The 22930-nt window shown below is 72.0% G+C and carries 18 protein-coding genes; 7 read left to right on the top strand and 11 right to left on the bottom strand.

Features of this window, described 5'->3' with window-relative positions; all coding sequences use genetic code 11:
- Positions 1-120 precede the first annotated feature (120 nt).
- The 4 genes from AB0B94_RS19945 to AB0B94_RS19930 all read left to right on the top strand — a co-directional run bounded on the left by AB0B94_RS19945 (position 121) and on the right by AB0B94_RS19930 (position 4957).
- Positions 121-1167, top strand: coding sequence for a sugar ABC transporter permease (locus AB0B94_RS19945; protein ID WP_357281902.1), 1047 nt, complete (start codon positions 121-123; stop codon positions 1165-1167).
- A gap of 1 nt (position 1168) precedes the next feature.
- Positions 1169-2137, top strand: a complete 969-nt coding sequence (locus tag AB0B94_RS19940; protein WP_357281900.1) for a carbohydrate ABC transporter permease — start codon at positions 1169-1171, stop codon at positions 2135-2137.
- 68 nt (positions 2138-2205) lie between these two features.
- Positions 2206-3252, top strand: a complete 1047-nt coding sequence (locus AB0B94_RS19935) for a LacI family DNA-binding transcriptional regulator (RefSeq protein ID WP_357281897.1) — start codon at positions 2206-2208, stop codon at positions 3250-3252.
- A gap of 31 nt (positions 3253-3283) precedes the next feature.
- The gene (locus tag AB0B94_RS19930; RefSeq protein ID WP_357282164.1) at positions 3284-4957 is read left to right on the top strand and encodes a glycoside hydrolase family 13 protein; all 1674 of its coding nucleotides are present in this window, start codon (positions 3284-3286) and stop codon (positions 4955-4957) included.
- Between the two features lie 313 nt (positions 4958-5270).
- Here the strand turns inward: AB0B94_RS19930 and AB0B94_RS19925 are convergent, their stop codons facing one another.
- The 3 genes from AB0B94_RS19925 to xylA all read right to left on the bottom strand — a co-directional run bounded on the left by AB0B94_RS19925 (position 5271) and on the right by xylA (position 9422).
- Positions 5271-6704 carry an MFS transporter gene (locus AB0B94_RS19925; protein ID WP_357281894.1) on the bottom strand — a complete coding sequence of 478 codons (1434 nt, stop codon included), beginning with the start codon at positions 6702-6704 and terminating at the stop codon, positions 5271-5273.
- A 93-nt stretch (positions 6705-6797) separates the two neighbouring features.
- The gene (gene xylB, locus AB0B94_RS19920) at positions 6798-8225 is read right to left on the bottom strand and encodes a xylulokinase (RefSeq protein ID WP_357281891.1); all 1428 of its coding nucleotides are present in this window, start codon (positions 8223-8225) and stop codon (positions 6798-6800) included.
- Between the two features lie 9 nt (positions 8226-8234).
- Positions 8235-9422, bottom strand: a complete 1188-nt coding sequence (xylA, locus tag AB0B94_RS19915) for a xylose isomerase (RefSeq protein WP_357281888.1) — start codon at positions 9420-9422, stop codon at positions 8235-8237.
- 78 nt (positions 9423-9500) lie between these two features.
- On the opposite strand from xylA, the gene AB0B94_RS19910 reads away from it, so the two are divergent.
- Complete coding sequence (locus AB0B94_RS19910) at positions 9501-10739, top strand: ROK family transcriptional regulator (protein WP_357281885.1); 1239 nt, start codon at positions 9501-9503, stop codon at positions 10737-10739.
- Positions 10740-10864: 125 nt separating this feature from the next.
- Positions 10865-12475 (top strand): PP2C family protein-serine/threonine phosphatase, encoded by a 1611-nt coding sequence (locus AB0B94_RS19905; protein WP_357281883.1) that lies wholly within the window; start codon positions 10865-10867, stop codon positions 12473-12475.
- 28 nt (positions 12476-12503) lie between these two features.
- Here the strand turns inward: AB0B94_RS19905 and AB0B94_RS19900 are convergent, their stop codons facing one another.
- A complete protein-coding gene (locus AB0B94_RS19900; protein WP_357281880.1) occupies positions 12504-13172 on the bottom strand; it encodes a MarR family transcriptional regulator in 669 nt (222 codons plus the stop codon).
- Between the two features lie 58 nt (positions 13173-13230).
- On the opposite strand from AB0B94_RS19900, the gene AB0B94_RS19895 reads away from it, so the two are divergent.
- Positions 13231-14361, top strand: coding sequence for a PP2C family protein-serine/threonine phosphatase (locus tag AB0B94_RS19895; RefSeq protein WP_357281877.1), 1131 nt, complete (start codon positions 13231-13233; stop codon positions 14359-14361).
- 9 nt (positions 14362-14370) lie between these two features.
- Here AB0B94_RS19895 and AB0B94_RS19890 read toward each other — a convergent pair whose 3' ends face one another.
- From AB0B94_RS19890 to AB0B94_RS19860, 7 genes are all read right to left on the bottom strand, one after another.
- On the bottom strand, positions 14371-15786 hold the full coding sequence (locus AB0B94_RS19890; RefSeq protein ID WP_238670583.1) for a sugar transferase: 1416 nt from the start codon (positions 15784-15786) through the stop codon (positions 14371-14373).
- A 282-nt stretch (positions 15787-16068) separates the two neighbouring features.
- Complete coding sequence (locus AB0B94_RS19885; protein WP_357281875.1) at positions 16069-17826, bottom strand: substrate-binding domain-containing protein; 1758 nt, start codon at positions 17824-17826, stop codon at positions 16069-16071.
- Between the two features lie 157 nt (positions 17827-17983).
- Positions 17984-19021, bottom strand: a complete 1038-nt coding sequence (locus AB0B94_RS19880) for a lactonase family protein (RefSeq protein ID WP_357281872.1) — start codon at positions 19019-19021, stop codon at positions 17984-17986.
- Between the two features lie 87 nt (positions 19022-19108).
- Positions 19109-19711 carry an ATP/GTP-binding protein gene (locus AB0B94_RS19875; RefSeq protein ID WP_091405745.1) on the bottom strand — a complete coding sequence of 201 codons (603 nt, stop codon included), beginning with the start codon at positions 19709-19711 and terminating at the stop codon, positions 19109-19111.
- On the bottom strand, positions 19692-20081 hold the full coding sequence (locus AB0B94_RS19870) for a DUF742 domain-containing protein (protein ID WP_357281870.1): 390 nt from the start codon (positions 20079-20081) through the stop codon (positions 19692-19694). Before AB0B94_RS19870 ends, AB0B94_RS19875 begins: the two co-directional genes overlap by 20 nt.
- Positions 20071-20493 (bottom strand): roadblock/LC7 domain-containing protein, encoded by a 423-nt coding sequence (locus tag AB0B94_RS19865; protein WP_357281867.1) that lies wholly within the window; start codon positions 20491-20493, stop codon positions 20071-20073. The genes AB0B94_RS19870 and AB0B94_RS19865 overlap by 11 nt, the downstream gene beginning before the upstream one ends.
- Positions 20493-22874, bottom strand: coding sequence for a nitrate- and nitrite sensing domain-containing protein (locus AB0B94_RS19860; RefSeq protein WP_357281865.1), 2382 nt, complete (start codon positions 22872-22874; stop codon positions 20493-20495). The genes AB0B94_RS19865 and AB0B94_RS19860 overlap by 1 nt, the downstream gene beginning before the upstream one ends.
- Positions 22875-22930 lie beyond the last annotated feature (56 nt).

Here is a 22930-nt window from a genome sequence, read left to right as displayed (position 1 = left end):
GCGAGTTCGTGCGGCTCCAGCACGTTGGGCAGCGCGGCCTGGGCGGCCGGCGAGTAGAACGCCTTGGCGACCGCCCGCGGGCCGGGCCACCGGCCGAGGTGGACCCGGAAGGGAGGGTTGATGAAGTTCGACTTCGCCGATCAGCAGCCGAAGTTCCTCATGCTGATGTACGGGCTGGTCGCCTTCGTGCTGGTGGTGGGGGGTCTGCTCCTGTTGCTCGACGTGGTGCCGGCCTGGTTCGCCCGTCGACGGGAGGCCCAGCTCGTCGCCGCCTCCGTGAGCGGGGCGCCGCTGCCCCGTCGGCCCAAGCAGCGGGAAGGGATCTTCGCGTTCTTCTTCCTGCTGCCGACGCTGCTGCTGCTCGTCATCGGACTGGTCGTGCCGGCCATCCGCACCGTGCTGCTCTCCCTGATGAACAGGACCAGCACGGAGTGGGTGGGGTTTGACAACTTCGCCTGGATGTTCTCCGACGACTCGATCGTCCGGGTCCTGATCAACACCCTGGTCTGGGTGCTCCTGGTCCCGCTGGTGGCGACCGGATTCGGCCTGATCTACGCCGTACTGGTGGACAAAGCCCGGTTCGAAGCGGTGGCCAAGTCACTGATCTTCCTGCCGATGGCCATCTCCTTCGTCGGCGCCAGCATCATCTGGAAGTTCGTCTACGCCTACCGGGGTGACGGCGACCAGATCGGTCTGCTCAACCAGATCGTGGTCAGCCTCGGCGGTGAGCCCAAGCAGTGGCTGCTCGAATCACCACTCAACACGCTGCTGCTGATCGTCATCATGATCTGGATCCAGGCCGGTTTCGCCATGGTGGTGCTCTCCGCCGCGATCAAGGCGATCCCCGGCGACATCGTCGAAGCCGCCCGGCTCGACGGCGTCAGCCCGTGGCAGATGTTCTGGCAGATCACCATGCCGAGCATCCGACCGGCGCTGATCGTCGTGATGGTGACCCTCACCATCGCCACGCTCAAGGTCTTCGACATCGTCCGGACCTCGACGAACGGCAACTACGACACCAGCGTGATCGCCAACGAGATGTACAACCAGGCGTTCCGGTACAGCGAGAACGGGCGGGGTTCCGCGCTCGCGGTCTTCCTCTTCATCCTGGTCATCCCGGTTGTGATCTACCAGATCCGTAACCTCCGTCAACAGCGGGAGGGCTGAGATGACCACCGCAACGCCCACCGTCGCCGCCGGCACCCAGAAGACCGACGGCACTCCGCCCACCACTGCCGGCCGAGTCCGCAAGCGCCTCAACAGCCGCACCGCGACGCTCGTCTCGATCGTCATCGCCGTGGTCTGGACCATTCCGACCTTCGGTCTGCTCGTCTCCTCCCTCCGCCCGGAGGACGAGATCAAGACCACCGGCTGGTGGACGGCCTTCACCAACCCGCAGTTCACCTTCGAGAACTACGAGCAGGTCCTGTTCGGGCGGTCGTCGTCCTCCGGGCAGCTCGCCGGTTCCTTCATCAACTCGCTGGCGATCACCATCCCGTCGGTGCTCTTCCCGCTCGCCTTCGCGTGCCTCGCCGCGTACGCGCTCGCGTGGATCAACTTCCGCGGCCGGGACTGGGTCTACATCGCGATCTTCGCGTTGCAGATCGTGCCGCTGCAGATGGCCCTGGTGCCGCTGCTCAGGTTCTTCTCCACCGGTGTCACCCTCGGCGGCGTCACACTGATGCCGGCCTGGGACCTGGTCGACGAGCAGAAGTTCGCCCAGGTGTGGTTCGCCCACACCTGCTTCGCGCTTCCGTTCGCCGTCTTCCTGCTGCACAACTTCATCTCGCAACTGCCGGGGGACCTGATGGAGGCGGCCCGGGTCGACGGGGCCACCCACCCGAAGATCTTCCGCACCATCGTGCTGCCGCTGATCACCCCGGCGCTGGCGGCGTTCGGCATCTTCCAGTTCCTCTGGGTCTGGAACGACCTGCTGGTCGCGCTCATCTTCGCCGGTGGCGGCGACGAGACCGCCCCGCTGACCGTCCGGCTCGCCGAGATGGCCGGCACCCGGGGCAACGAGTGGCAGCGCCTGACCGCCGGTGCGTTCGTCAGCATCGTCGTACCGCTCATCGTGTTCCTGTCCCTGCAGCGCTTCTTCGTGCGAGGTCTGCTCGCCGGCAGCGTCAAGGGCTGACCGCGCGCCCGCCGCCGCCTGGCCCCTCGGGCGGCGGCGGGCGCTCCGGGCACCGAGCGGGGGAAACCGTGACGAGGATCGATGATGTGGCCCGGCTGGCCGGAGTGTCCACGGCCACCGTCTCGCGGGCGCTGCGCGGACTACCGACGGTCTCGGCCGCCACCCGGCGCCGGGTACTCGCCGCCGCCGAGCAACTCGACTACGAGGTCTCGCCGAGCGCGTCCCGGCTCGCCGGCGGCCGGACCGGCACTGTCGCCGTGGTGGTCCCCCGGATCACCCGCTGGTTCTTCAGCACCGTCGTCGAGGCGGTCGAGGAGTACCTCCACCAGTCCGGCTACGACCTGCTGCTCTACAACCTGGGCGGCCGGGAGCAGGTCCGCCAGCGGGTCCTGCGTACGGCCAACCTGCACAAGCGGGTGGACGCCATGATGCTGGTCGCCACGCCGCTGCGCCCGGCCGACCTGACCGCGCTGGCCACCCTGGAACTGCCCGGCGTCACCATCAGCTCGGGTAGCAGGGTGCCCAACTGGCCGTGCGTACGGATCGACGACGTGGCTGCCGCGCGGACCGCGACCAGGCATCTGATCGACCTCGGCCACCACCGGATCGCCCACATCTCCGGCGACCCGGACGACGAGTTGGCCTTCACCACCCACCTCGACCGACGCCGGGGTTACCAGGCGGCGCTGCGCTCGGCCGGCATACGACCCGACCCCACACTGGACATCGAGTCCACCTTCACCATCGACGGCGGCAACCGGGCCACCGCCGAGTTGCTGGCCCGCGGCGAGCCGCCGACGGCTATCGTCGCCGCCTGCGACGAGATGGCGATGGGCGCGATTTCCGCCCTGCGTGACGTCGGGCTGCGGGTGCCGCAGGACATCAGCGTGGTCGGCATCGACAACCACGACCTGGCCGGTGTGCTCGGGCTCAGCACCGTCGCCCAGCCCGCTGCCGAGCAGGGCCGGCTGGCCGCCCAGATGTTGCTCGACCCGCTCGGGGCCCGACCGCCGGGCCCGGTCGTCAGTCAACGGGGGGCCGGTTGGGACACTCCGGTGGTCCTGCCCACCCGGTTGGTGGTCCGGGATTCGACAGCACCGCCCCGGGCACACTGAAATTCCACACACCGCAACACGGGAGACGACCCTGAACACCGACCCGACGCAGCAGAACTCCTCAGGTCAACCGGCCACCGGCTGGTGGACCGAGGCCGCCATCTACCAGATCTACCCCCGCTCGTTCGCCGACTCGGACGGGGACGGGATCGGTGACCTGCCCGGCATCACCGCCCGCCTCGACCACCTGGTCGAGTTGGGCGTGGACGCGGTGTGGCTCTCCCCCTTCTACCCCTCGCCGCAGGCCGACGCCGGCTACGACGTGGCCGACTACCGCGACATCGACCCGCTGTTCGGCACCCTCGCCGACGCGGACAAGCTGATCGCCGAGGCCCGCTCCCGCAACCTGCGGGTGATCGTCGACCTGGTCCCGAACCACACCTCCTCGGCGCATCGCTGGTTCCAGGCCGCGCTGCCGACCGCGCCCGGCAGCCCGGAACGGTCCCGGTACATCTTCCGGGACGGTCGCGGTCCGGCCGGCGACCAGCCGCCGAACGACTGGCAGAGCGTCTTCGGTGGTCCAGCCTGGACCCGGACTGTGGACGCCGACGGACAGCCCGGCCAGTGGTACCTGCACCTGTTCGACACCGGGCAGCCGGACCTCAACTGGGACAACCCGGAGGTGCACGCGGAGTTCCTGGACGTGCTGCGCTTCTGGTTGGACCGTGGCGTGGACGGCTTCCGGGTCGACGTGGCGCACGGCCTCATCAAGCAGGCCGACCTTGCCGACTGGCAGGAGCCGCAGGAGATCCTCTCCGGCAACGAGATCGACAAGCCCCGCCCGCCGATGTGGGACCAGGACGGCGTGCACGAGATCTACCGGCAGTGGCGGCAGGTGTTGGACAGCTACCCGGGCGAGCGGGTGCTGGTCGCCGAGGCCTGGGTGGAACCGGCCGAGCGGCTGGCCCGCTACGTCCGCCCGGACGAGATGCACCAGGCGTTCAACTTCGAGTACCTGCTCGCCGCGTGGAGCGCACCGGCCCAGTACGCGGTGATCACCCGTTCGTTGGAGGCGACCGACTCGGTCGGCGCGCCGACCACCTGGGTGCTGTCCAACCACGACGTGGTGCGGCACGCCTCCCGGCTCGGCCTGCCGGTCGGCACCGTACGCCCCAACGGCATCGGCATCGGCGACCCGCAGCCGGACGCCGCGCTCGGTCTGCGCCGGGCCCGGGCGGCCACCCTGCTGATGCTGGCGCTGCCCGGCTCTGCGTACCTCTACCAGGGTGAGGAGCTGGGGCTGCCCGAGCACACCACACTGCCCGACGAGGCCCGGCAGGACCCGACCTGGGCGCGTAGCGGGCACACCCAGCGCGGCCGGGACGGCTGCCGGGTGCCGATCCCGTGGGAAGCCGACGCGCCGTCGTACGGCTTCGGGCCGACCGACGCGAGCTGGTTGCCGCAGCCCGCGCTCTGGGCGGAGTACGCGCTGGACCGCCAGCGCGACGTGCCTGGTTCGACGTACGAGCTGTACCGCGCGGCGTTGCGGTTGCGGCGTGCCCACGGGCTGGGCCGCGGCACCCTGGAGTGGTTGTCCTCCGGCGACGAGGTGCTGAGCTTCCGCAACGGTGAGCTGACCGTGCTGACCAACTTCGGTGCCGCCCCGGTGCCGGTGCCGACCGGTACCGAGGTGCTCGCCGCCAGCGCGCCGCTGGACGACGACGGCGCGGTCCCGGCCGACGTGACCGTCTGGCTGCGCGGCTGATCTCGCGCCGACCGGCCCGCCCCGGCCATACGGTGTGCGGGCGGGCCGGTCGGTGCGCAACAGCCCGCTTTGGAGCTGATGTCGTAAACGATTCACGCCCGCCTGCACCTCAAGATCGCGCTACTTCCAGGTTCTAGTGGCCTCCGTGCGCCAGAAGGCGACTAAAACCAGGAAGTAGCGCGATCTCGAGGTTGGCGCGCGAGGGCCGGGCGCGCGAGGGCCGGGCGCGCAAGGGCCGGGCGCGCAAGGGCCGGGCGCGCAAGGGCCGGGCGCGCGAGGGCCGGGCGCGCGGGGGGGCGGGGTGCGCACGGGGTCAGAGGCGGTCGGCCCGGGTGTGCAGCAGGTCGTGCACGTTGTCGATGTCCGCCGGTGAGGTCCGCGAGGCGAGCCAGTACATGACACCGGTCGGGATGAAGAAGAGCTGGAACGCGGCCAGCCCGACGGCGAAGTTCAGCGGTGGCGGGAACGCCGCTCGCAGCGCCTGGAAGGCCACCCCGACCAGCCCGTTGCCGGCCGCGCGACCGACCCCGTTGACCAGGTTGCCCAGGCTGTAGACAGTGCCCCGGTGCTCCGGCGGGTTGACGTCGGCGATCAACGCGAACCAGTTCGGCGAGTTCGCCGAGGTCAACGCGAGCGCCACGATCGCGGTGAGCAGGCTCAGCCCGACCGACGGTTCGGTGAACACACTGGCCAGTACCGCACCCACCACCGCACCGCCGCTCGCGCCGTCCGGCACCTCGATTGTCACCGGCACGAAGAACAACACCAGGTAGAACGGCAGCGCGGCGAGGATGCCGATCGAGGCGACGAGTGCCCGCCCGCGCGGGGTACGCCGCTGCACGGCGTCACCGATCAGCCCACCCACGATGGACAGCACCCCACCGAGCTGGAACAGCGTGGCGAAGACGCTGCCCACCACCACCGCCGTCGACGTGGAGTAGCCCTGGGCCTCGGCCCGTTCGGCGAAGAGCACCGGCAGCCAGACCAGCGAGCCGAACGCGGCCTGCGCGGTCAGACCCTGCAGGATCAGCCACCGGTTGGTCCGCCGGGCCAGGATGCGCGGCAGGTCGGCGCGGCTGATCCGGTAGTCGTACTCGGCGCCGGCGTCCAACCTGCCGGCCAGTTCCGGCTCGCTCTGGCCACGCTGGATGTCGTACGTGAACAGGTAGGCCACCGTGGCGACCAGGCCGACGCCGGTGAGCAGCAGGAACGGTCGCCGCCAGTCGGCCGCCCCGAGCAGCCCGCCGACGAGCGTGCCCGCCAGGGTGCCGACCCCCTGGGAGAGCCCCCAGAAGCTCATCACCAGCCCGCGCCGGGTCGGCGAGATCAGGTCGGTGACCACGGAGAAGCCCACCGAGCCGACCGCGCCGAGACCGACCGCCGCGACCAGTTGCGCGGCAAGGAACGTCAGGTAGCCGCCGGCGAGCGCGCTACCGCCGGTGCCCGCCGCCCAGAGCAGTGTGCCCACCATGAGCAGCGGTTTGCGGTTGGTGTGGTCCCCGACGTACGCCCAGCCGACCGCCGCGACCGCGCTGACCAGGAAGCTGACCGCGGTGACCACGCCGAGCAGCCGCCCGGACACGTCGAACGCGTCGGAGATCGGGCCGTACAGCGGGGGGACCAGCCCGATCGCCACGTTGTCCAGCGAGGCGAGCAGCACGAACACCACGACGCTGTACAACCGGTGCGCCGGCCCACCGCCCCGACCATGGGGGCGCAGGCCGGGCCCGCCACTGGTCACCGTCATGACCGGCAGCCAACCAGACCGCGTGACGGAGATCGTCACGCGGGTGGGTGCCGGTCACCGTCCACCGGCACCCACCCGCGTCGATTCCGACGGTCAGCGCCGGTCGAGCACCAACCCGCGCGCCGCGGCGTACTGGTCGCGCACGGCGGGAACGGCCGCCGCCGCGTACTCCTCGGTGCCCTCGACCGCCCAGACCGGCGGCGTGGGACCGCCCAGGGCGACCCAGGCGGCCTGCCGGGCGGCGCCGTCGGCGACGTACTCCCCGGCCGGCGGGACGACGACCGGGCAGCCGAAGACCTGCGGCGCGATCTGACGCACCGCTGCCGACCGGGCCCCGCCGCCGATCAGGATGACCCGGCGGGCGACAGCACCCTGCGCGGTCAGCGCGTCCAGGCCGTCGGCGAGCGCGCAGAGCATGCCCTCCACGGCGGCCCGTGCCAGGTGCGCGGGGGTCGAGGTACGCAGGGTCAGGCCGTGCACGGCGCCGGTGGCGAGCGGCCGGTTCGGTGTCCGCTCACCCTCCAGGTACGGCACCATGACCAGCCCGTCCGCTCCGGCTGGCGCGGAGAGCGCCAGGTCGGCCAGCTCGTCCAGGCTGACGCCGAGCATCGCGGCGGCGGCGTCCAGCACCCGGGCGGCGTTGAGCGTGGCAACCAGCGGCAGGAACCGACCGGACGCGTCGGCGAAGCCCGCCACGGCGCCGCTCTCGTCGGCTGCGGGAACGTCCGCGACGCTGAACACGGTGCCGGAGGTGCCGATCGAGACGATCACGTCACCCGGCCCGGCGCCGACGCCGAGTGCGGCGGCGGCGTTGTCCCCGGTGCCCGCGCCGAGCAGCGCGCCACCCGACCCACCCAGGTCGTCGGCAAGCTTGCCCGCCGACTCCGCCGGGCCGAGCACCTCGGGCACCACCAACTGTCGGCCGAAGCCCCGCTCCAGCAGGTCCAGTCGGTAGTCACCGGTGGCCGGCGACCAGTAGCTGGTGCCGCTGGCGTCGCCCCGGTCGGTGCGCAGCGCGCCCAACCCCGGCGCGCCGGCCAGCCGCCAGGTCAGCCAGTCGTGTGGCAGGCAGACGGCGGCCACCCGGGCGGCCAGCTCCGGTTCGTGCGTCGCCAGCCACCGCAGTTTGGTCAGGGTGAAGCTGGCCACCGGGACGCTGCCGGTGGCCTCGGCCCAGAACCGACGCCCGGCCGAGCCGCCGCCGGCCTCCTCGATGAGGTCGGCGGCGGCGTCGGCGGATCGGGTGTCGTTCCACAGCAGCGCCGGGCGGACCACCCGGCCGTCCTCGTCGAGACACACCATGCCGTGCTGCTGGCCGGCGACGGAGATCGCCGCCACGTCGGCCAACCCACCGGCCTGGTCGGCGGCGCTACGCAGCGCCTGCCACCAGGCTTCCGGGTCGACCTCCGTGCCGTCCGGGTGCGGTGCCCGGCCCTGCCGGAGCAGGGCCCCGGTCTCCGCGTCCCGGATCACCATCTTGCAGGACTGGGTGGACGAGTCAATGCCTGCGACCAACGGCATGGCGGGGCCTCAGCGGGCGCCGAGCAGGTGCTCGACGGCGAGCTGGTTGAGCCGGACGAAGGCGAAGCCTCGGGCGGCCACCGCGTCGACGTCGACATCCTCGAACGCGGACCGGTCGGCCAGGAACTCCTCGTAGCCCTCGCCGTCGCCGAGCGTCGGCGTGTTCAGCTCGCCGACCTTGCTGGCGGCGAGCGCCTCGATCACCTCGGGGTCGGCGCGGAACGCTGCCGCACGCTCCTTGAGCAGCAGGTAGGTGCTCATGTTGGCCGCCGCCGAGGCCCACACCCCTTCCATGTCCTCGGTGCGGGAGGGCTTGTAGTCGAAGTGTCGCGGCCCGTCGTAGGCCGGCCCGCCGTTGGGGCCGCCGTTCTCCAGGAGGTCCACCAGGGCGAAGGCGTTCATCAGGTCACCGTGGCCGAAGACCAGGTCCTGGTCGTACTTGATGCCGCGCTGGCCGTTGAGGTCCAGGTGGAACAGCTTGCCCTGCCAGAGCGCCTGGGCGATGCCGTGGGCGTAGTTGAGCCCGGCCATCTGCTCGTGGCCGACCTCCGGGTTGAGGCCGACCAGCTCGGGGTGGGCCAGCTGGGAGATGAAGCCGAGCGCGTGCCCGATGGTGGGCAGCAGGATGTCGCCGCGCGGCTCGTTCGGCTTGGGCTCCAGGGCGAACCGCAGGTTGTAGCCCTTGTCGATGGAGTACTGGGTGAGCAGGTCCACCGCCTCGCGGTAGCGGTCCAGGGCGGCGCGGACGTCCTTGGCGAGGTCGTACTCGGAGCCCTCGCGGCCACCCCACATGACGAACGTGCTGGCGCCAAGCTCGGCGGCCAGGTCGACCTGGCGCAGCACCTTGCGCAGCGCGTACCGGCGGACGTCGCGGTCGTTGCTGGTGAAGCCGCCGTCCTTGAAGATCGGGTGGGTGAAGAGGTTGGTGGTGACCATGGGCACCACCAGGCCGGTCTCGTCGAGGGCCTTGCGGAACCGGGCGATGTGCTGGTCACGGGTGGCCGCGTCGACGCCGAACGGGATCAGGTCGTCGTCGTGGAAGGTGATGCCGTACGCGCCCAGCTCGGCGAGCCGGTGCACTGCCTCGACCGCGTCGAGCTCGGGACGGGTGGCGTCACCGAACGGGTCGCGGGCCTGCCAGCCCACGGTCCAGAGCCCGAAGGAGAACTTGTCGGCGGGGGTGGGACGGGGTGCCATGAGCGACCTCCGGGGTGGTGTTGTCCGCTATTTGTTCAGCGATTGAATTATTTGCCCACCCTATGGCACTGTCAAGGGGTGAGCCTCACCCACGCCCCGGCCGGCGCAGTCCGTCAGGGCAGCCTGCGCGAGCTCAACCTCGCCCTGGTCCTCGGCCGGATCGCCACGGCCGACCGACCGCCCTCCCGGGCCGACCTGGCGACCGCGACCGGCCTGACCAGAGCCACGGTCTCCGCTGTCGTCGAGGACCTGCTCGCCGGCCGACTGGTCAGTGAGTCCGACCCCGCACCCCGCTCGGGTGCCGGCCGCCCGGCGCGCGGGCTGGTCCTGGCCGATCAGGGACCGGCCGGGCTCGGTCTGGAGGTCAACGTGGACTACCTGGCAGTCTGCGTGGTGGACCTCGTCGGCCAGGTCCGGCACCGCACCGTGCACCGGGCCGATCTGCGCCCGGTGGCTCCCGCCGACGCCCTGGCCCGCCTGGTCGAGATGGCCGGGGCGGCCCGCGAGGACGCTGCCCGCCGTGGCCTCACCCTGGTCGGGGCCGCGCTCGCGGTGCCCGGCCTGGTGGACGACGCCGGGCTGGTCCGGCTCGCGCCGAACCTCGGCTGGCGCGACGTGCCGGTGCCCGCGCTGCTCGCCGAGCACCCTCCGCTGATCGAGCAGGTGCCCGGCGTCCCCGCACTGGTGGTGGACAACGAAGCCAACCTCGCCGCGCTCGGCGAGCTGCACTCCCAGCCACCCGGCCCGTCCAGCTTCCTGCACATCTCCGGAGAGGTCGGCATCGGCGCCGGCATCGTGCTGGACGGCGCGCTGTTTCGCGGCGTACGCGGGTGGAGCGGCGAGATCGGGCACCTTCCGGTGCGCCCCGACGGCCGTCCGTGCCGCTGCGGCGGGCAGGGCTGCCTGGAGCAGTACGCCGGTCAGGAGGCGATCGTGGCCGCCGCCGGGCTGGTCCGGGCGGAGCTTCCCGCAGACACCGCGACGGCCCGGTTGGCCGAGTTGGCCGAGGCCGGCGACGCCGACGCGCTGCGGGCGCTGCACGACGCCGGAACGGCGCTCGGCGTCGCGGTGGCCAGCGTCGTCAACCTGCTCGACCTGGACACCGTCGTGCTCGGTGGCGGTTACGCGGCGCTCGCGCCCTGGCTGTGCCCTCCGGTCCTCGCCGAGATCGGTGCCCGGGTGCTCACCGCGGCCTGGTCGCCGGTCACGGTCCGCCCGTCGACGCTCGGCGCGGAGGCCGCCGCGGTAGGCGCTGCCGGCTCGGTGGCCCGTCGGATCGTCGCCCAGCCTGCCGGCTGGCTGGCCCGCTCCGGCTGATCGCCACTCCACGCCGTGCGGCGCCCTCGGGGGAATCGGTATCCTTGCCCTCAGGCAACGATCCCCGGTGAGGAGTCGAGAAGCAGCATGCGCACACGTCGTCAGACGCGAGCCGGCGTCCGGCGGTGACCACGACCCAGCAACCCGGCGACGCGTCGTTGCCGGCCGACGAACTGCTGGCCCGGGAGCTGCTCGACGGGCTCGCCGAGGCCGTGCTGACAACGGACGGGACCGGTCGGGTCACACTGGTCAACGCCATGGCGGCCGAGCTGATCCCGGAGATCGACGCCGGCACCGAGCTGGCCGGCTGCTCGGTGACAGCCCTGGCCCGGGCGGTCGCCAGCGGCGCTGACCGCTTCGACGCCGACCATCACGGCCGGCGACTGCGCGGCGTCCGACGGCAGCTCGCCGGCTCCCGGTGGGCGTGGTATGTCCGCGACGTCACCGACGAGCACGCCCGCGCCGCCGCCCTGCTCGCCGAACGCTCCCGCACCGCGTTCCTCGCCCAGGCCGGCAGTCGGCTGGCGCTGGCCCTGCACCGGGATCAGGTCCTCCTGGCCACCACCACGCTCGCCGTTCCCTACCTGGCCGACGTCGCCGTGGCGCTACCCCGGCCGACAGCGCCGGCCGAACCGCACCCCCGATGGATCCGGTACGCCGACGGCGAACCCGCCCCGGTCACCGGGCTGACCAGCCCCACGCTGGCCAGCCCGGTGACCGTACTGGCCGAAGCGCTCGCCGGCGACCGGGCCGAGCCGGGCCCCTGGCCGGAGGCCGCGCTCACCGACCTGGCCGACCTGCTGCCGCCCGAGTTCGGCCCCCCGGGCACGGTGCTGGCCAGCCCGCTGCTCAGCGCCAGCGGGTCGGCCGGTGCGCTGCTGCTCATCCGTCGCCCCGGGCGGCCCGGCTTCGACCCACGCGACGTGGAGCTGGCCCGGGAGTTCGCCGCCCGTGCGGGTGCCGCACTGGCGACCGCCGACCTGCACGGTGAGCAGGCCCACCTGGCCCGGGTGCTGCAAACCAGTCTGCTCCCGCCCGAGCTGCCCGTCGTTCCCGGAGTGAGCATGGCCGGCGGCTACCGGGCAGCGGGCGACACCCTGCGCATCGGCGGCGACTTCTACGAGGTGTTCCCGCACCCGCGCGGCGCCCTGTTCGCGCTCGGCGACGTCTGCGGCAAGGGCGTGGGCGCGGCGGTGCTGACCGGCCGGGTCCGCCAGTCGTTGCAGACGCTGCGGTTCGTCGAGCAACGCCCGCTGGAGCTGATCCACCTGCTCAACCAGGCGCTGTTCGACGCGCCGGACGCGGCACGCCGCAACCAGTTCACCACGGTGCTGCTCGGTTCGGTGGACCGAGGGCCGGCCGGGCTGGACGTTCGGATCGCCGGCGGGGGGCACCCGGCACCACTGCTGGTCACCGCCGACGGCACTGTCACCCCGGTCCCGGTCGGTGGCATGCCGGTGGGGGCGCTGACAGCCGCACGGTTCGCCGAGACCCGGGTGCACCTCGACCCGGGCGATCTGCTGCTCGCGTACACCGACGGGGTGACCGAGGCGCGCGGCCCGCGCGACGCGGCGATGTTCGGCGAGGCCCGGCTGCGGGCCGCGCTCGCGTCGGCGGCCGGGCGATCACCGGCGGCGCTGATCGACCGGGTGCTCCGCGCTGTCGACGACTGGCTGGGCGGGCAGGCCCACGACGACGTCGCCATGCTGGCCGTGGGCGCGTCCGCGCCGGCATGACCGACGGGCGGCGGCTCGGCCGACTTGATCAGGCGGTACGCGCCACCGGCGGCTCGCCGGCCGGCCATTCCCGGGCGGCGCCTACCGATCGTTCCGGACCGCCCGACGAACCCGTCCACCCCGCTCGGGTCTGCCGGTCCGAATCGACCGACCAGTCCCCCGACCGCCCACCGGGCCGGTCGTCCGGGTCGTCCGGCCAGTCCCCCTGGCCCGTCGGCTCACCCGGCGTCGGTGCGTTCTGCGCCTGCTGGCGACGGGCGGCTTCGTCGAATTCCCGCATCCCGATCAGCAGCGCATCGCGGCCCTCGCTGCTCATCCCGGCCAACACGGCGGCGAGTTGCGCCTGGCGGTCGGCCCGCAGCTCGGCGACGAGCCGGCGGGCCTCCGGGGTGAGATGCAGCGAGATCTCCCGCCGGTCGAAGCGGCCCGGCTCACGCTCCAGCATGCCGGCGGCGACCAGCCGGTCGCAGAGACGGCTGGCGGAGCTGAGCAGCATGTCGAGTCGGCTGGCGAGCCGACGCAGGTTGATCCCGTCGAACTGCTCCACCACCATCACCGCCCGTAACTGGGCACCGGACACTCGGCTGGCGGTCCCCTCCCGGGCGGATTCCCAGATGCCCAGCAGGGCAGCGGCCGCCACGTCCAGCGCGGCAGCCATACTCGTCTCAGGGTCCGTCGGACGGTTCAGTTCGGCCATGGTGGCCCGAGAGTACTCCGAACCCACTGGTAGTCGAGCTTTCAGCGAGGGAGTGACGATGAGCGAACCGGTCAATCGGGCACGACGTGCCCTGAACGAGACACCAGCCGACCGGCTCGTCGGTGGTATCGGGGACGTGCTCGCCCAGTCGTACGGGATCACCGACGTCGAGCTCTATCAGGTCGACTACCGACTCGCGGAGCTCCTGCCACTCACCGACGGTGACTCGATCACGAGCCCCGGGCACCCGGCCTGGCGCGCCTTCGACCACCAGTCGCCGATACTGATCGACGGCACCGCCTGGTTCCCGGTCACCATGCGTGGCGAGCGTCGAGGTGTGCTGTGCCTCTCGCCCGTTTCGGACGACCGGGAGCTCGTCGCCGACCTGGCCGACATCGCCACCGCGCTCGCCCACGAGGTGGCGGCGGTCTCCGCCGGCACCGACGTCTATCGGGCGGCCCGGCGCGCCCAACGCCTCACCCTGGCCGCCGAGATGCAGTGGGACCTGCTCCCCGGCCGCAGCCGGATCCGCCCCTCGTTCAGCCTGGCCGGGCAGTTGGAGCCGGCGTACGCGGTGCGCGGCGACAGCTTCGACTGGTCCGACGACGGGGAACGGCTCTGGCTGTCCACCATCAACGGCACCGGTGAGGGCGTGGCCGCCTCCCTGCTCACCTCGCTGGCCACCCACGCCCTGCGCAACGCGCGTCGGGCCGGGCTGAGCCTGGCCGACCAGGCCGCCCTCGCCGATCAGGCCATCTACGACCTGTACCGGGGCGAACAGCACCTCTCCGCGTTGCTGATGGAGCTGGACCTGCGCTCCGGGATGATGACAGTGGTGGACGCCGGTTCGCCCCGGCTGGTCCTGCTCCGCGACGGCGACGTCGCCGAGCAACCGCTGGAGGCGCAGTTCCCGCTGGGCATGTTCGAGGCGACCGACTACCACGAGCAGAAGTTCCCGCTGGAGCACGGCGACCGGGTCTTCGTGGTCAGCGACGGGGTGGTGGAGGCCACCGGTCAGCACGTGCGCTACGGCGAGACGGCACTGGATCGGTTCCTGCGGCGGACCGGGCCGATGGCACCCCTGGACGCCGTCCGGTCGCTGATCGGTGATCTGCGCGCGTTCGTGGCCGGTGACCTGGTCGACGACGCGGTGGTCGTCTGCCTGGACTGGACCGGCCCGCAGGCGTGAGCGCGGTGGTCAGTACGCGCCGCGGCCGTTGAGCACCGCGCCGAAGGTCTTCCAGAGAATGGTGAGGTCGGCGGCGAGGGACCAGTTCTCCACGTAGTACAGGTCGAGCCGGATGCCGTCCTCCCAGCTCAGGTCGGAGCGGCCACTGACCTGCCACAGGCCGGTCATGCCGGGCTTGACCAGCAGCCGCCGGGCCACGTCGCCGTCGTAGCGGGCCACCTCCGAGGGCAGCGGCGGGCGGGGCCCGACCAGGCTCATCTGCCCCAGCAGCACGTTGACCAGCTGCGGCAGCTCGTCCAGTGACCATTTGCGCAGCAGCCGGCCGACGCGGGTGACCCGGGGGTCGTGGCGCATCTTGAACATCAGGCCGTCGGTCTCGTTGCGCGCTGTCAGCTCGGCCAACAGCGCGTCCGCGTTCACCACCATGGTGCGGAACTTGAACACGCCGAACTCCTGCCCGCCCCGGCCGACCCGGACCTGTCGGAACAGCACCGGGCCCCGGCTGTCCAGTTTGATGGCCAGCGCGATGAACGCGATCAGCGGCAACAGCACCGCCAGCGCCAGCGACGAGACGGACCGGTCGACGAGACCCTTCACCAGCTTGCGGACGCCGCGGAACTCGGGCGCCTCGACGTGGATCAGCGGCAGGCCGGCGACCGGGCGGGTGTGGATGCGCGGGCCGGCGACGTCGGTCAGCGCGGGTGCCACCACCAGATCGATGCCGGTCCCCTCCAACTGCCAGCCGAGGCGGCGCAGCCGGGTCGCGGTCAGCTCACCGGAGGCGGTCACCGCGACAGTGTCCGCGCCGATCGCTGTGGCGGCCTCCGGGATGCCCCGGAACGACCCCACCACCGGCACGTCACCCAGCCGCTGCGCCACCGGCGCGAGCAGCGCGTCCGGGATGCAGGCGCCCACCACCTGGTAGCCGGCGTACGGCTCACGGCGCAGCGTGTGGACCAACTCCAACACGTGGGCGGTGTCACCGACCACCAGCACCTTGCGGGACCAGCCGGCGCCCAGCGAGCGGGCCCGGTGCAGCCGCTTGCGGGCGGCGAACCGCGCCACCTCCAGCCCGACGGTGCCCACCGCGAAGGAGATGCCCAGGAAGCCCCGGGAGACGCCGACGTCGGCGATGTAGCCGATGATGGCGATCGCCCCGGCCAGCCGCAGGCTGGCGGAGCTGACCCGCCGGTACTCGTCCGCGCCGTAGCCGATCACCCGGTCGTCGTAGCAGCCGAGCGCCTTGAGCGAGATCAGCCAGGCCAGCACCAACCCGGGGGCGACCAGTACGTACGGGATCTCCGACCCGGTCGGCTCGTCGTCACCGAAACGGGCGACGTACCCGATCAGCAGCGCGATGATGAGGATGGTGGTGTCCAGCACCACCAGAACGCGGACGTAGGACCGTTCGTCGGCGCGCGCCACGAACCCGGCGCGTGCACCGTCCGGCTCCGCCGACGTGGCGGGGGTCAACAGTGTCGCCACGCTCACCGGCCCTCCCACTCTGTACAGGATGGCCCCGGCCGACGGCTCGGACCGGAGGCGGACCGACCATGCCGGAACAGTCGACATCCTGCCTTGACAACTATGACTGCCGATTGCTTCCGACGTATTGCCGTCACTTTTCTTCAACAACCTCGTGACCGAAAAGGGGCCTGCCACACCGAATCGACGGTACGGCAGGCCCCTTGACGTCTGAGCGTCGGATCAGCGCGGCGCTGGCGGACGCCGTGCGATGGCGCTGAGGAAGATGCTGCCGATCTCGCTCGGGTCCTTCGTGACGAAGACGTCGCCACCGGTCACCTTGGTGATCGACTCCAGCTCCGCCTTGCTGACGCCCTCGCCGATACCGATCATGATGACCTGGACCGGCCGCTCCGGGTCGGCGATCTGCTTGAGCTTGCCGAGCAACTGCTGCTGGTTGAGGCCGTTGTCGTCCTCGTTCTTGCCGTCGGTGAACAGCACTATCGAGTTGACCCGGCCGGGCTGCCAGTTTTCCTGCACGGCCTGGTACGCCGCCAGCATGGTGTCGTAGAGGCCGGTGTCGCCGCTGGACGGCTTCACGGTGGCGAGCGCGCCCTCCAACTGGGCCCGCTGGCCGGAGAGCGGCCCGATCGGGACCAGCTCCCGGTAGTCCCGGTTGCCGACGAGCTTGGTGGAGAAGGTCCACAGGCCGATCGACCAGGAGTCGTCGAAGAGGCCGAGGCCGCGACGAGCCGCGTCGACGGTGACCTCCTCCCGGCTGCGGTTGTTGGCGCTGGGCACCGGGTCCTTCATCGAGCCGGATACATCGATGACGGCGAGCATCCGACCGGACTGCGTGGCGATCGACCAACTGGAGACGACCCGCTGGATGGCGGCCGGGTCGAGGCCACCCGCCGCGGTGCCGCCGTTCGCCGGTGCGGTCGGCGCGCCGCCGGACGGGCTCGGAGCACCCTGCGGCGCCTTGAATCCCTCACCCCAGTTGCCGTCCGGCGCGCGCAGCGACTGCGCGGCGAGCCGGTTACGGAAGGTCGGGCTGGTGAGCAGCTCGAACAGCACCTTGGCCGCCGACGCCTTGCTCGGCTCGATGCCGGGCAGCACCGCGTACGGGTAGTCCAGCGGCATCGGCGCCGGCTCCATGTAGAGCGCGGCGAGCGGCACCGGCGGCTTCTTGCTGTTGTACGCGATCACGTCCTCTTCGGACAGGGCCGCCGCGCCGAGACCGCTGGCGATGGACGTCGAGTCGTTGGCGGTGGGGAAGCGGGCCAGCAGGTCGTTGCGGAGCGAGGATCGCCCGGTGGCCAGTGCGCGGAGCGCGCCGACCGTGTTGCGCTGGGCGTCGCCGCCGGCGCCGTTCGCGGCGGCGGTCAGCGAGAGCAGACCGGACAGACCCGCCGCGTCGCGGGTCGGCTCGACGATCCCGGTCCGCAGCGGCGCGCTGGTGTTGTTCACCTGCTTGAGCAGGTCGGTCCAGTTGAACTTCCTGTCCGGCCAGCCCAGCCGGGTGGCGATCGGCTCGGGCATCGCGACGACGATCGGGCTGCGCGCGATGGACTGGCCGTTGGTCGGTGCGAACGCCGTCGCATCCTTCTTCAACCGCAGCAGCCAGGTCGAGGAGTCGGGCACCCAGACGTCCGGGCTGACGGCGGTGCCACTGGCCTGCCCCACACCGGCCAGCACAGCACCGTGCTTGGCCGCCACCACGGCCGCCACGTCGACCGGGTCGGACGCGGACACGTCGACGCGGATGCAGGTCGGGCCCACCGCCGCGCCATCCTTGACCCACTGGGACGCGGCGGCGTCCACCGCTGGCGCGAGTTCGGAGGCGACCGCCACGGCGAGTCGGATCTCTCCCGAGCAGCTGGGCTGAATCAACTCCTGGTAGCCGAACCACGCGCCCGTCGTCACGACGAGCACCCCCGCCGTTGCGGCGGCGGCGGCTAGGTGGAGTTTCGAACGCATGCGATGGCGGCCTGCTGACACGGTGACCATCTTGCGTACTAGGTGCCGTCTCTGCCACATCCGTTCGGACTAAAGTTACGGAGGAGAAACAGTTGACCACTTTTTTGCAACACAGAGTGATGGGGCAGCCTCACGGCGTTGCCAAATCAGTATCGCCCTCACTTCTCTAAGTCATCGTTCAGGCGAGTACGCACGTCGGGCTCGGCACCGGCACCGGCTCGCCGACCGCCTCCAGGACACCGGTGTCGGCGTCGCGACGGAACACCCGCACCATGTCCGCCCGCTCGTCGGCGACGTAGAGGTGCTCCCCGATGAGGGCGAAGTGCCGGGGCCACTCCCCGCCGGTGTCCACTTCGGCCACCAGCTCGGGCAGCTCTCCAACCAGGGCGAAGACCGCCACGGTCCCCACCCCACGGTTGGCGACGTAGAGGAACCGGCCGTCCGGGGCGACAGCGACCTCCGACGGCTGGACGTGGCCGGCGCGCTCGCTCGCCTCGACCCGCCCGCGCTGGTGCAACGCGCCGTCGTCGGTCAACTCGTAGGCGGTGACCGAGGCGTCCAGCTCACCGACGAGGTAGCAGCGCCGTCCGTCGGGGTGCCGGGCCAGGTGCCGGGGGCCGCTGCCGGGCTTCGTGTGCATCCGGGGGCCACGCGGCACCAGTCGACCGGTCGCCTCGTCCAGGTCGTACCGGTAGACCGAGTCGGTGCCGAGATCCACACCGAAGATCGGCCCGTGGCCCGCCCCGGGCGAGACCATGTGGGCGTGGGCGTGGTCCTGGCGCTCCGGGTCGGGGCCGTGCCCCTCGTGCACCACCAGGTCGGTGCGCTCGCCCGGCACGCCCTGCGGGTCGAGCGGGAAGACCGCGATGCTGCCGCCGCCGTAGTTGGCCGCCAGCAGGTGACTCCCGCCGGGCAGCACCGCCAGGTGGCAGGGCTCGGCCCCGCCGGTCGACCGACTGCCGAGCGGGTCCAGCGCGCCGTCCGCCCCGACCTGCCAGGCGCTGATCTCGCCGTCCGTCAGCTCGTTGACCGCGTAGAGCACCGGCTGGGTGGGATGCCGCGCCAGGAAGGAGGGGGACGGGGTGAGGGCCACAGTGCCGAGCGGGGTCAGCGCCCCGGTCCTCGGGTCGCGACGAGCGGCGACGATGCCGCTGCCCCGCCCGCCGCTCTGCGCTGTGTAACCCCCGATGTGGACGACCTCACCACTACCGCTCACGCCCAACTCCTCTGCCGGCATCCTTCGTCGATCCAACCAGAGGCTGCCCGCGTTGCCCGTCCGTTAACCGGCTTTCCGGCAGGGATCTCAGGCCGCCGGCACCGGCTCGCCGCGCTGTCGGGCGACGTGCTCCACCAGAGAGATCAACACCATCTTTCCGGACTGCCGGTCCCGGGCGTCGCAGAGCACCATCGGCACGTCCGGGTCCAGGTCGAGCGCTCGGCGTACGGTCTCCAGGTTGAACCGGCGGGAGTCGTCGAAACAGTTCACGCCCACCACGAACGGGATTCCCCGCTGCTCGAAGTAGTCGATGGAGGGGAAGCAGTCGGCCAACCGTCGGGTGTCGGCGAGCACCACCGCGCCGAGCGCGCCGAAGGCCAGCTCGTCCCAGAGGAACCAGAACCGGTCCTGGCCCGGCGTGCCGAACAGGTAGACCTGAAGGTCGTCGTTGATGGTGATCCGGCCGAAGTCCATCGCCACGGTGGTGGTGGACTTGCCCTCCACGCCGGAGATGTCGTCGGTGCCGATCCCGGCACCGGTGAGCACCTCCTCGGTCTGCAACGGACGGACCTCGCTCAGGGCGCTCACCAATGTCGTCTTGCCAGCCCCGAAGCCTCCCGCGATGAGGATCTTCAGGGCCAGCGGGATGGTGGTGCTGGTGCCCACCTGGTCATAGCGCACGGAGTCCACTGACCACCGCCTTGAGGATGTCGTCGTCGGGAAGGATGCCGGCGGGCGGCGGCTCGTGCACCGCTACCAGGCCCTCGGCGAGGAGATCACCGAGCAGTACCCGGACCACGCCGACCGCGAGGTCCAGCTCGGCTGCGAGTTCGGCCACCGACACCGGCCGGTGGGCCAACGTGACCAACCGTCGATGCTCCGGCGGCAGCTGCGACTGGCTCGTCGCGTCGACGTTCGAACCAGCCAGCACGAACGCGACAAGGTTGAAATCGTCGACGGCGGAGCGTACCCGGCCTCCGGTGAGCGTGTACGGGCGCATCACCGGGCCGGCTTCACCGTCCAGCCACTCGTGCTGCGGCCCGGGCGGCTCAGTCCGCATCTCCGGCACCCGCTGCCGATCGGGCCGGCGCGGCAAGGCTCTCCCCCACCCGGATCACCAGCATCGCCATCTCGTACGCGACCAGCCCGATGTCCGCGTCGGCGTCGCTCACCACTGCCAGGCAGGCACCCTGCCCGGCGGCGGTGACGAAGAGGTACGCCGCCTCCATCTCCACCACTGTCTGCCGGACCGGGCCGCCGTCCACGTGCCGGCTGGCGCCTCGGGCGAGGCTGGAGAAGCCGGCGGCGAGCGCACAGAGGTGCTCGGCGTCGGCGCGCTCCAGCTCGGCCGAGCAACCGAGCAGCAGGCCGTCGGCGGAGAGCACCACCGCCTCGCGGGCGGCCGGTACCCGTTGCACCAGTTCGTCGAGCAACCAGTCCAGGCCGGCGCTCTGCTTCGTCGAATGCCGCACTAGGCGTCCCTCTCAGTCACGGTCGGGGGTTCGGGGGTCGTCGTCGGCGGGTCGGTTGGCGCTGGCGGGCTGGTTGGCGCGGCCGGGCCGGTTGGCGCCGCCGGGGTGATGGCGGTGGCACGTCCGCGCGCCGTGCCGGCCTGGAGCGCCGCCATCACCTGACGGACCTCCTCGGGCGAGCGGGGCGACGGCGTGTCGGTGACTGTCGACCGGGGCTGGGCCGCCGCCGGGGTACGACGTCGCACCCGGCGGGGCAGGCCATCCAGCTCGTCGTCCGGCTCGTCGGGGGTCGCCGACCCCTCGTCGCGCCCGTTGGCAGGCGCGACGGCCGAGGTCGGCGCTCCGGTGGGTGGGGCGGGCGGGGCCGTGCTGGCGGACGGGGCCGTCGGCGGTCGGGTACGGGGGCGGGTGACGGTGCCCCGGCGCTGCGTCCGGGCCAGCCGCCGGCTCGGGTCGGCGGACGCGGCACCGAGCGTGGCGGGGTCGGGGCCGGCCGGCGGCTCGGTGGTGACCAGGTCGCCGGGGATCAGCGCCACGGCGGTCACACCACCCTCCCCGGATGGGCGCAACCCCACTCGTACGCCGTGCCGGGCCGCCAGCCGGGCCACCACGAACAGGCCGAGTCGGGCGCTCTGCGCCGGGTCGAACTCGGGCGAGCTGGCCAGTCGGGTGTTTGCGCTCTCCAGTGCCGCGTCGGACATGCCCAGCCCCTGGTCGGTGATCTCCAGGACGTACCCGTTGGCCACCTGCGCCCCGGTGACTGTCACCCGGGTGTCCGGCGGGGAGAAGGCGGTGGCGTTCTCGACCAGCTCGGCGAGCAGATGGATGATGTCGCCGACCGACCGCCCCAGCACGCCGGCCGGCTGCACGGCCTTGACGTCCACCCGCTCGTACGCCTCGACCTCGGAGATCGCGCCGCGGATCAGGTCGACCATCGCCACCGGGTTCCGCCAACCCCGGCCGGGCGCGGAGCCGGCGAGGATGACCAGATCCTCGGCGTGCCGGCGCAGCCGGGTGGCCAGGTGGTCGACCTGGAACAGCTCGGCGAGCTCGTCCGGGTCCTCGCTACGCCGCTCCATCCGGTCCAGCAGGTGCAACTGGCGGTGCACCAGGCTCTGGCTGCGGCGGGCGATGTTGAGGAAGACCTCGTTGAGCCCGCGACGCAGGGTTACCTCGTCCACCGCGGCCTGGACGGCGGTGCGCTGCACCTCGGTGAAGGCCCGCCCGACCTCGCCGATCTCGTCGTGGCCGTACTCCAGCGGCGGTGCCTCCCGGGCGACGTCGACCTGCTCGCCACGGCGCAGTCGGGCCACCACGTCGGGCAGCCGGTGCTCGGCCAGCTCCAGCGCGGCGGTGCGGACGCCGCTGAGCCGCCGGACCAGGGTGCGGCCGACCCGCAGCGCCACCAGCACCGAGACCACCACCGCGACGAGCCCGAGCACGCCGGCGGCGGCCAGCCGCACCAAAATCCGGACCGCCATCGGCACCGAACGGTCGGTCAGCGCGTCGGCCTCGGACAGTTCGAAGTCCCGCAACTGCTGCTGCACCGCGTCCTGGCTGGCCTGCCAGGCCGCCGCGTCGACCGTCGGCCGACCGGACCGGTTGGGTACGACAAGCGCGTCCTGCATGCTGCGCAGCCTGGTGAACGCCTCGCCCTCGGTCAGCCGTTGGTACGCGACCCGGCTGCTCTCGGGCAGGTCGGCCACGGCGCTCTCGGTGAGCCACCGTTGGTTGCCGATGGCCTGCACGAGCTGGGTGTGCTCCCCCTCGGCGAACCGTCCGGCGGTCAGCGCGCCGGCCAGCAGCGCGTCGCTCTGGCCGAGCAGCTCCCGGGAACGACCCAGCGCGGTGAGCGCCAGGGCCTGCCGGTTGATGTCCGGGTCGGTCAGGGTCGCCATGCCGGCGAACGCCTGGAAGGCCGCGGTGACCATGCCGCTGTACAGGCCGATCGCGCCGGCCCGGTCCACCTTGCGCTCGTCGATGAACCTCCGCCCGTCGGGTAACGCCGCCAGGGCGTTGACCAACTGGTCGACCCGCGTTTCCAGCAGGTCGTCAGCGGCGTCGCGCAGCGGTTCCCCGTCCACCCGGCGGCGCAGCTCGGCGACCGCCCGATCGGTGCGTCCGCGCTGCTCGGCGAGGGCGGGCAGCTCGCTACTGCCGGCGAGCTGCACCGCCGAGAGTCGGCGCTCCCGTTGCAGCTCGGTGACCACTGTCTCGCCGGGGCGGCCCAGGTCGTACAGCAGGGTGCGGGCGGAGAGCAGGTTCAGGGCGGGGCCGAAGGTCAGCGTGGTTGCGAAGATCCACAGCGCCAGGAGCGCGGTCACCGGCGCTACGACCAACGCGGTCAGCTTCGAGCGGATCGGCCAGTCGCGGGTTTTCATCAGACCTCGCCCGTACAGGGTGGCAGGAGGGGTGCCGGCACCGCCGGGCACCGCGC

Source organism: Micromonospora sp. NPDC048986 (genome assembly GCF_040649335.1).
GTDB classification, from domain to species: domain Bacteria; phylum Actinomycetota; class Actinomycetes; order Mycobacteriales; family Micromonosporaceae; genus Micromonospora; species Micromonospora alfalfae.
The sequence above is the reverse complement of the archived record's forward strand: the minus strand, read 5'-3'. Positions and strand labels throughout refer to the sequence as shown.

What these genes read in the sequence shown, in the direction of transcription:
- xylB (WP_357281891.1), bottom strand. Translation starts at nt 8,225, where the DNA reads ATGCCGTTGGTCGCAGGCATTGACTCGTCCACCCAGTCCTGCAAGATG.
- AB0B94_RS19860 (WP_357281865.1), bottom strand. Translation starts at nt 22,874, where the DNA reads ATGAAAACCCGCGACTGGCCGATCCGCTCGAAGCTGACCGCGTTGGTC.
- AB0B94_RS19940 (WP_357281900.1), top strand. Translation starts at nt 1,169, where the DNA reads ATGACCACCGCAACGCCCACCGTCGCCGCCGGCACCCAGAAGACCGAC.
- AB0B94_RS19925 (WP_357281894.1), bottom strand. Translation starts at nt 6,704, where the DNA reads ATGACGGTGACCAGTGGCGGGCCCGGCCTGCGCCCCCATGGTCGGGGC.
- AB0B94_RS19900 (WP_357281880.1), bottom strand. Translation starts at nt 13,172, where the DNA reads ATGGCCGAACTGAACCGTCCGACGGACCCTGAGACGAGTATGGCTGCC.
- AB0B94_RS19870 (WP_357281870.1), bottom strand. Translation starts at nt 20,081, where the DNA reads ATGCGGACTGAGCCGCCCGGGCCGCAGCACGAGTGGCTGGACGGTGAA.
- xylA (WP_357281888.1), bottom strand. Translation starts at nt 9,422, where the DNA reads ATGGCACCCCGTCCCACCCCCGCCGACAAGTTCTCCTTCGGGCTCTGG.
- AB0B94_RS19895 (WP_357281877.1), top strand. Translation starts at nt 13,231, where the DNA reads ATGAGCGAACCGGTCAATCGGGCACGACGTGCCCTGAACGAGACACCA.
- AB0B94_RS19945 (WP_357281902.1), top strand. Translation starts at nt 121, where the DNA reads ATGAAGTTCGACTTCGCCGATCAGCAGCCGAAGTTCCTCATGCTGATG.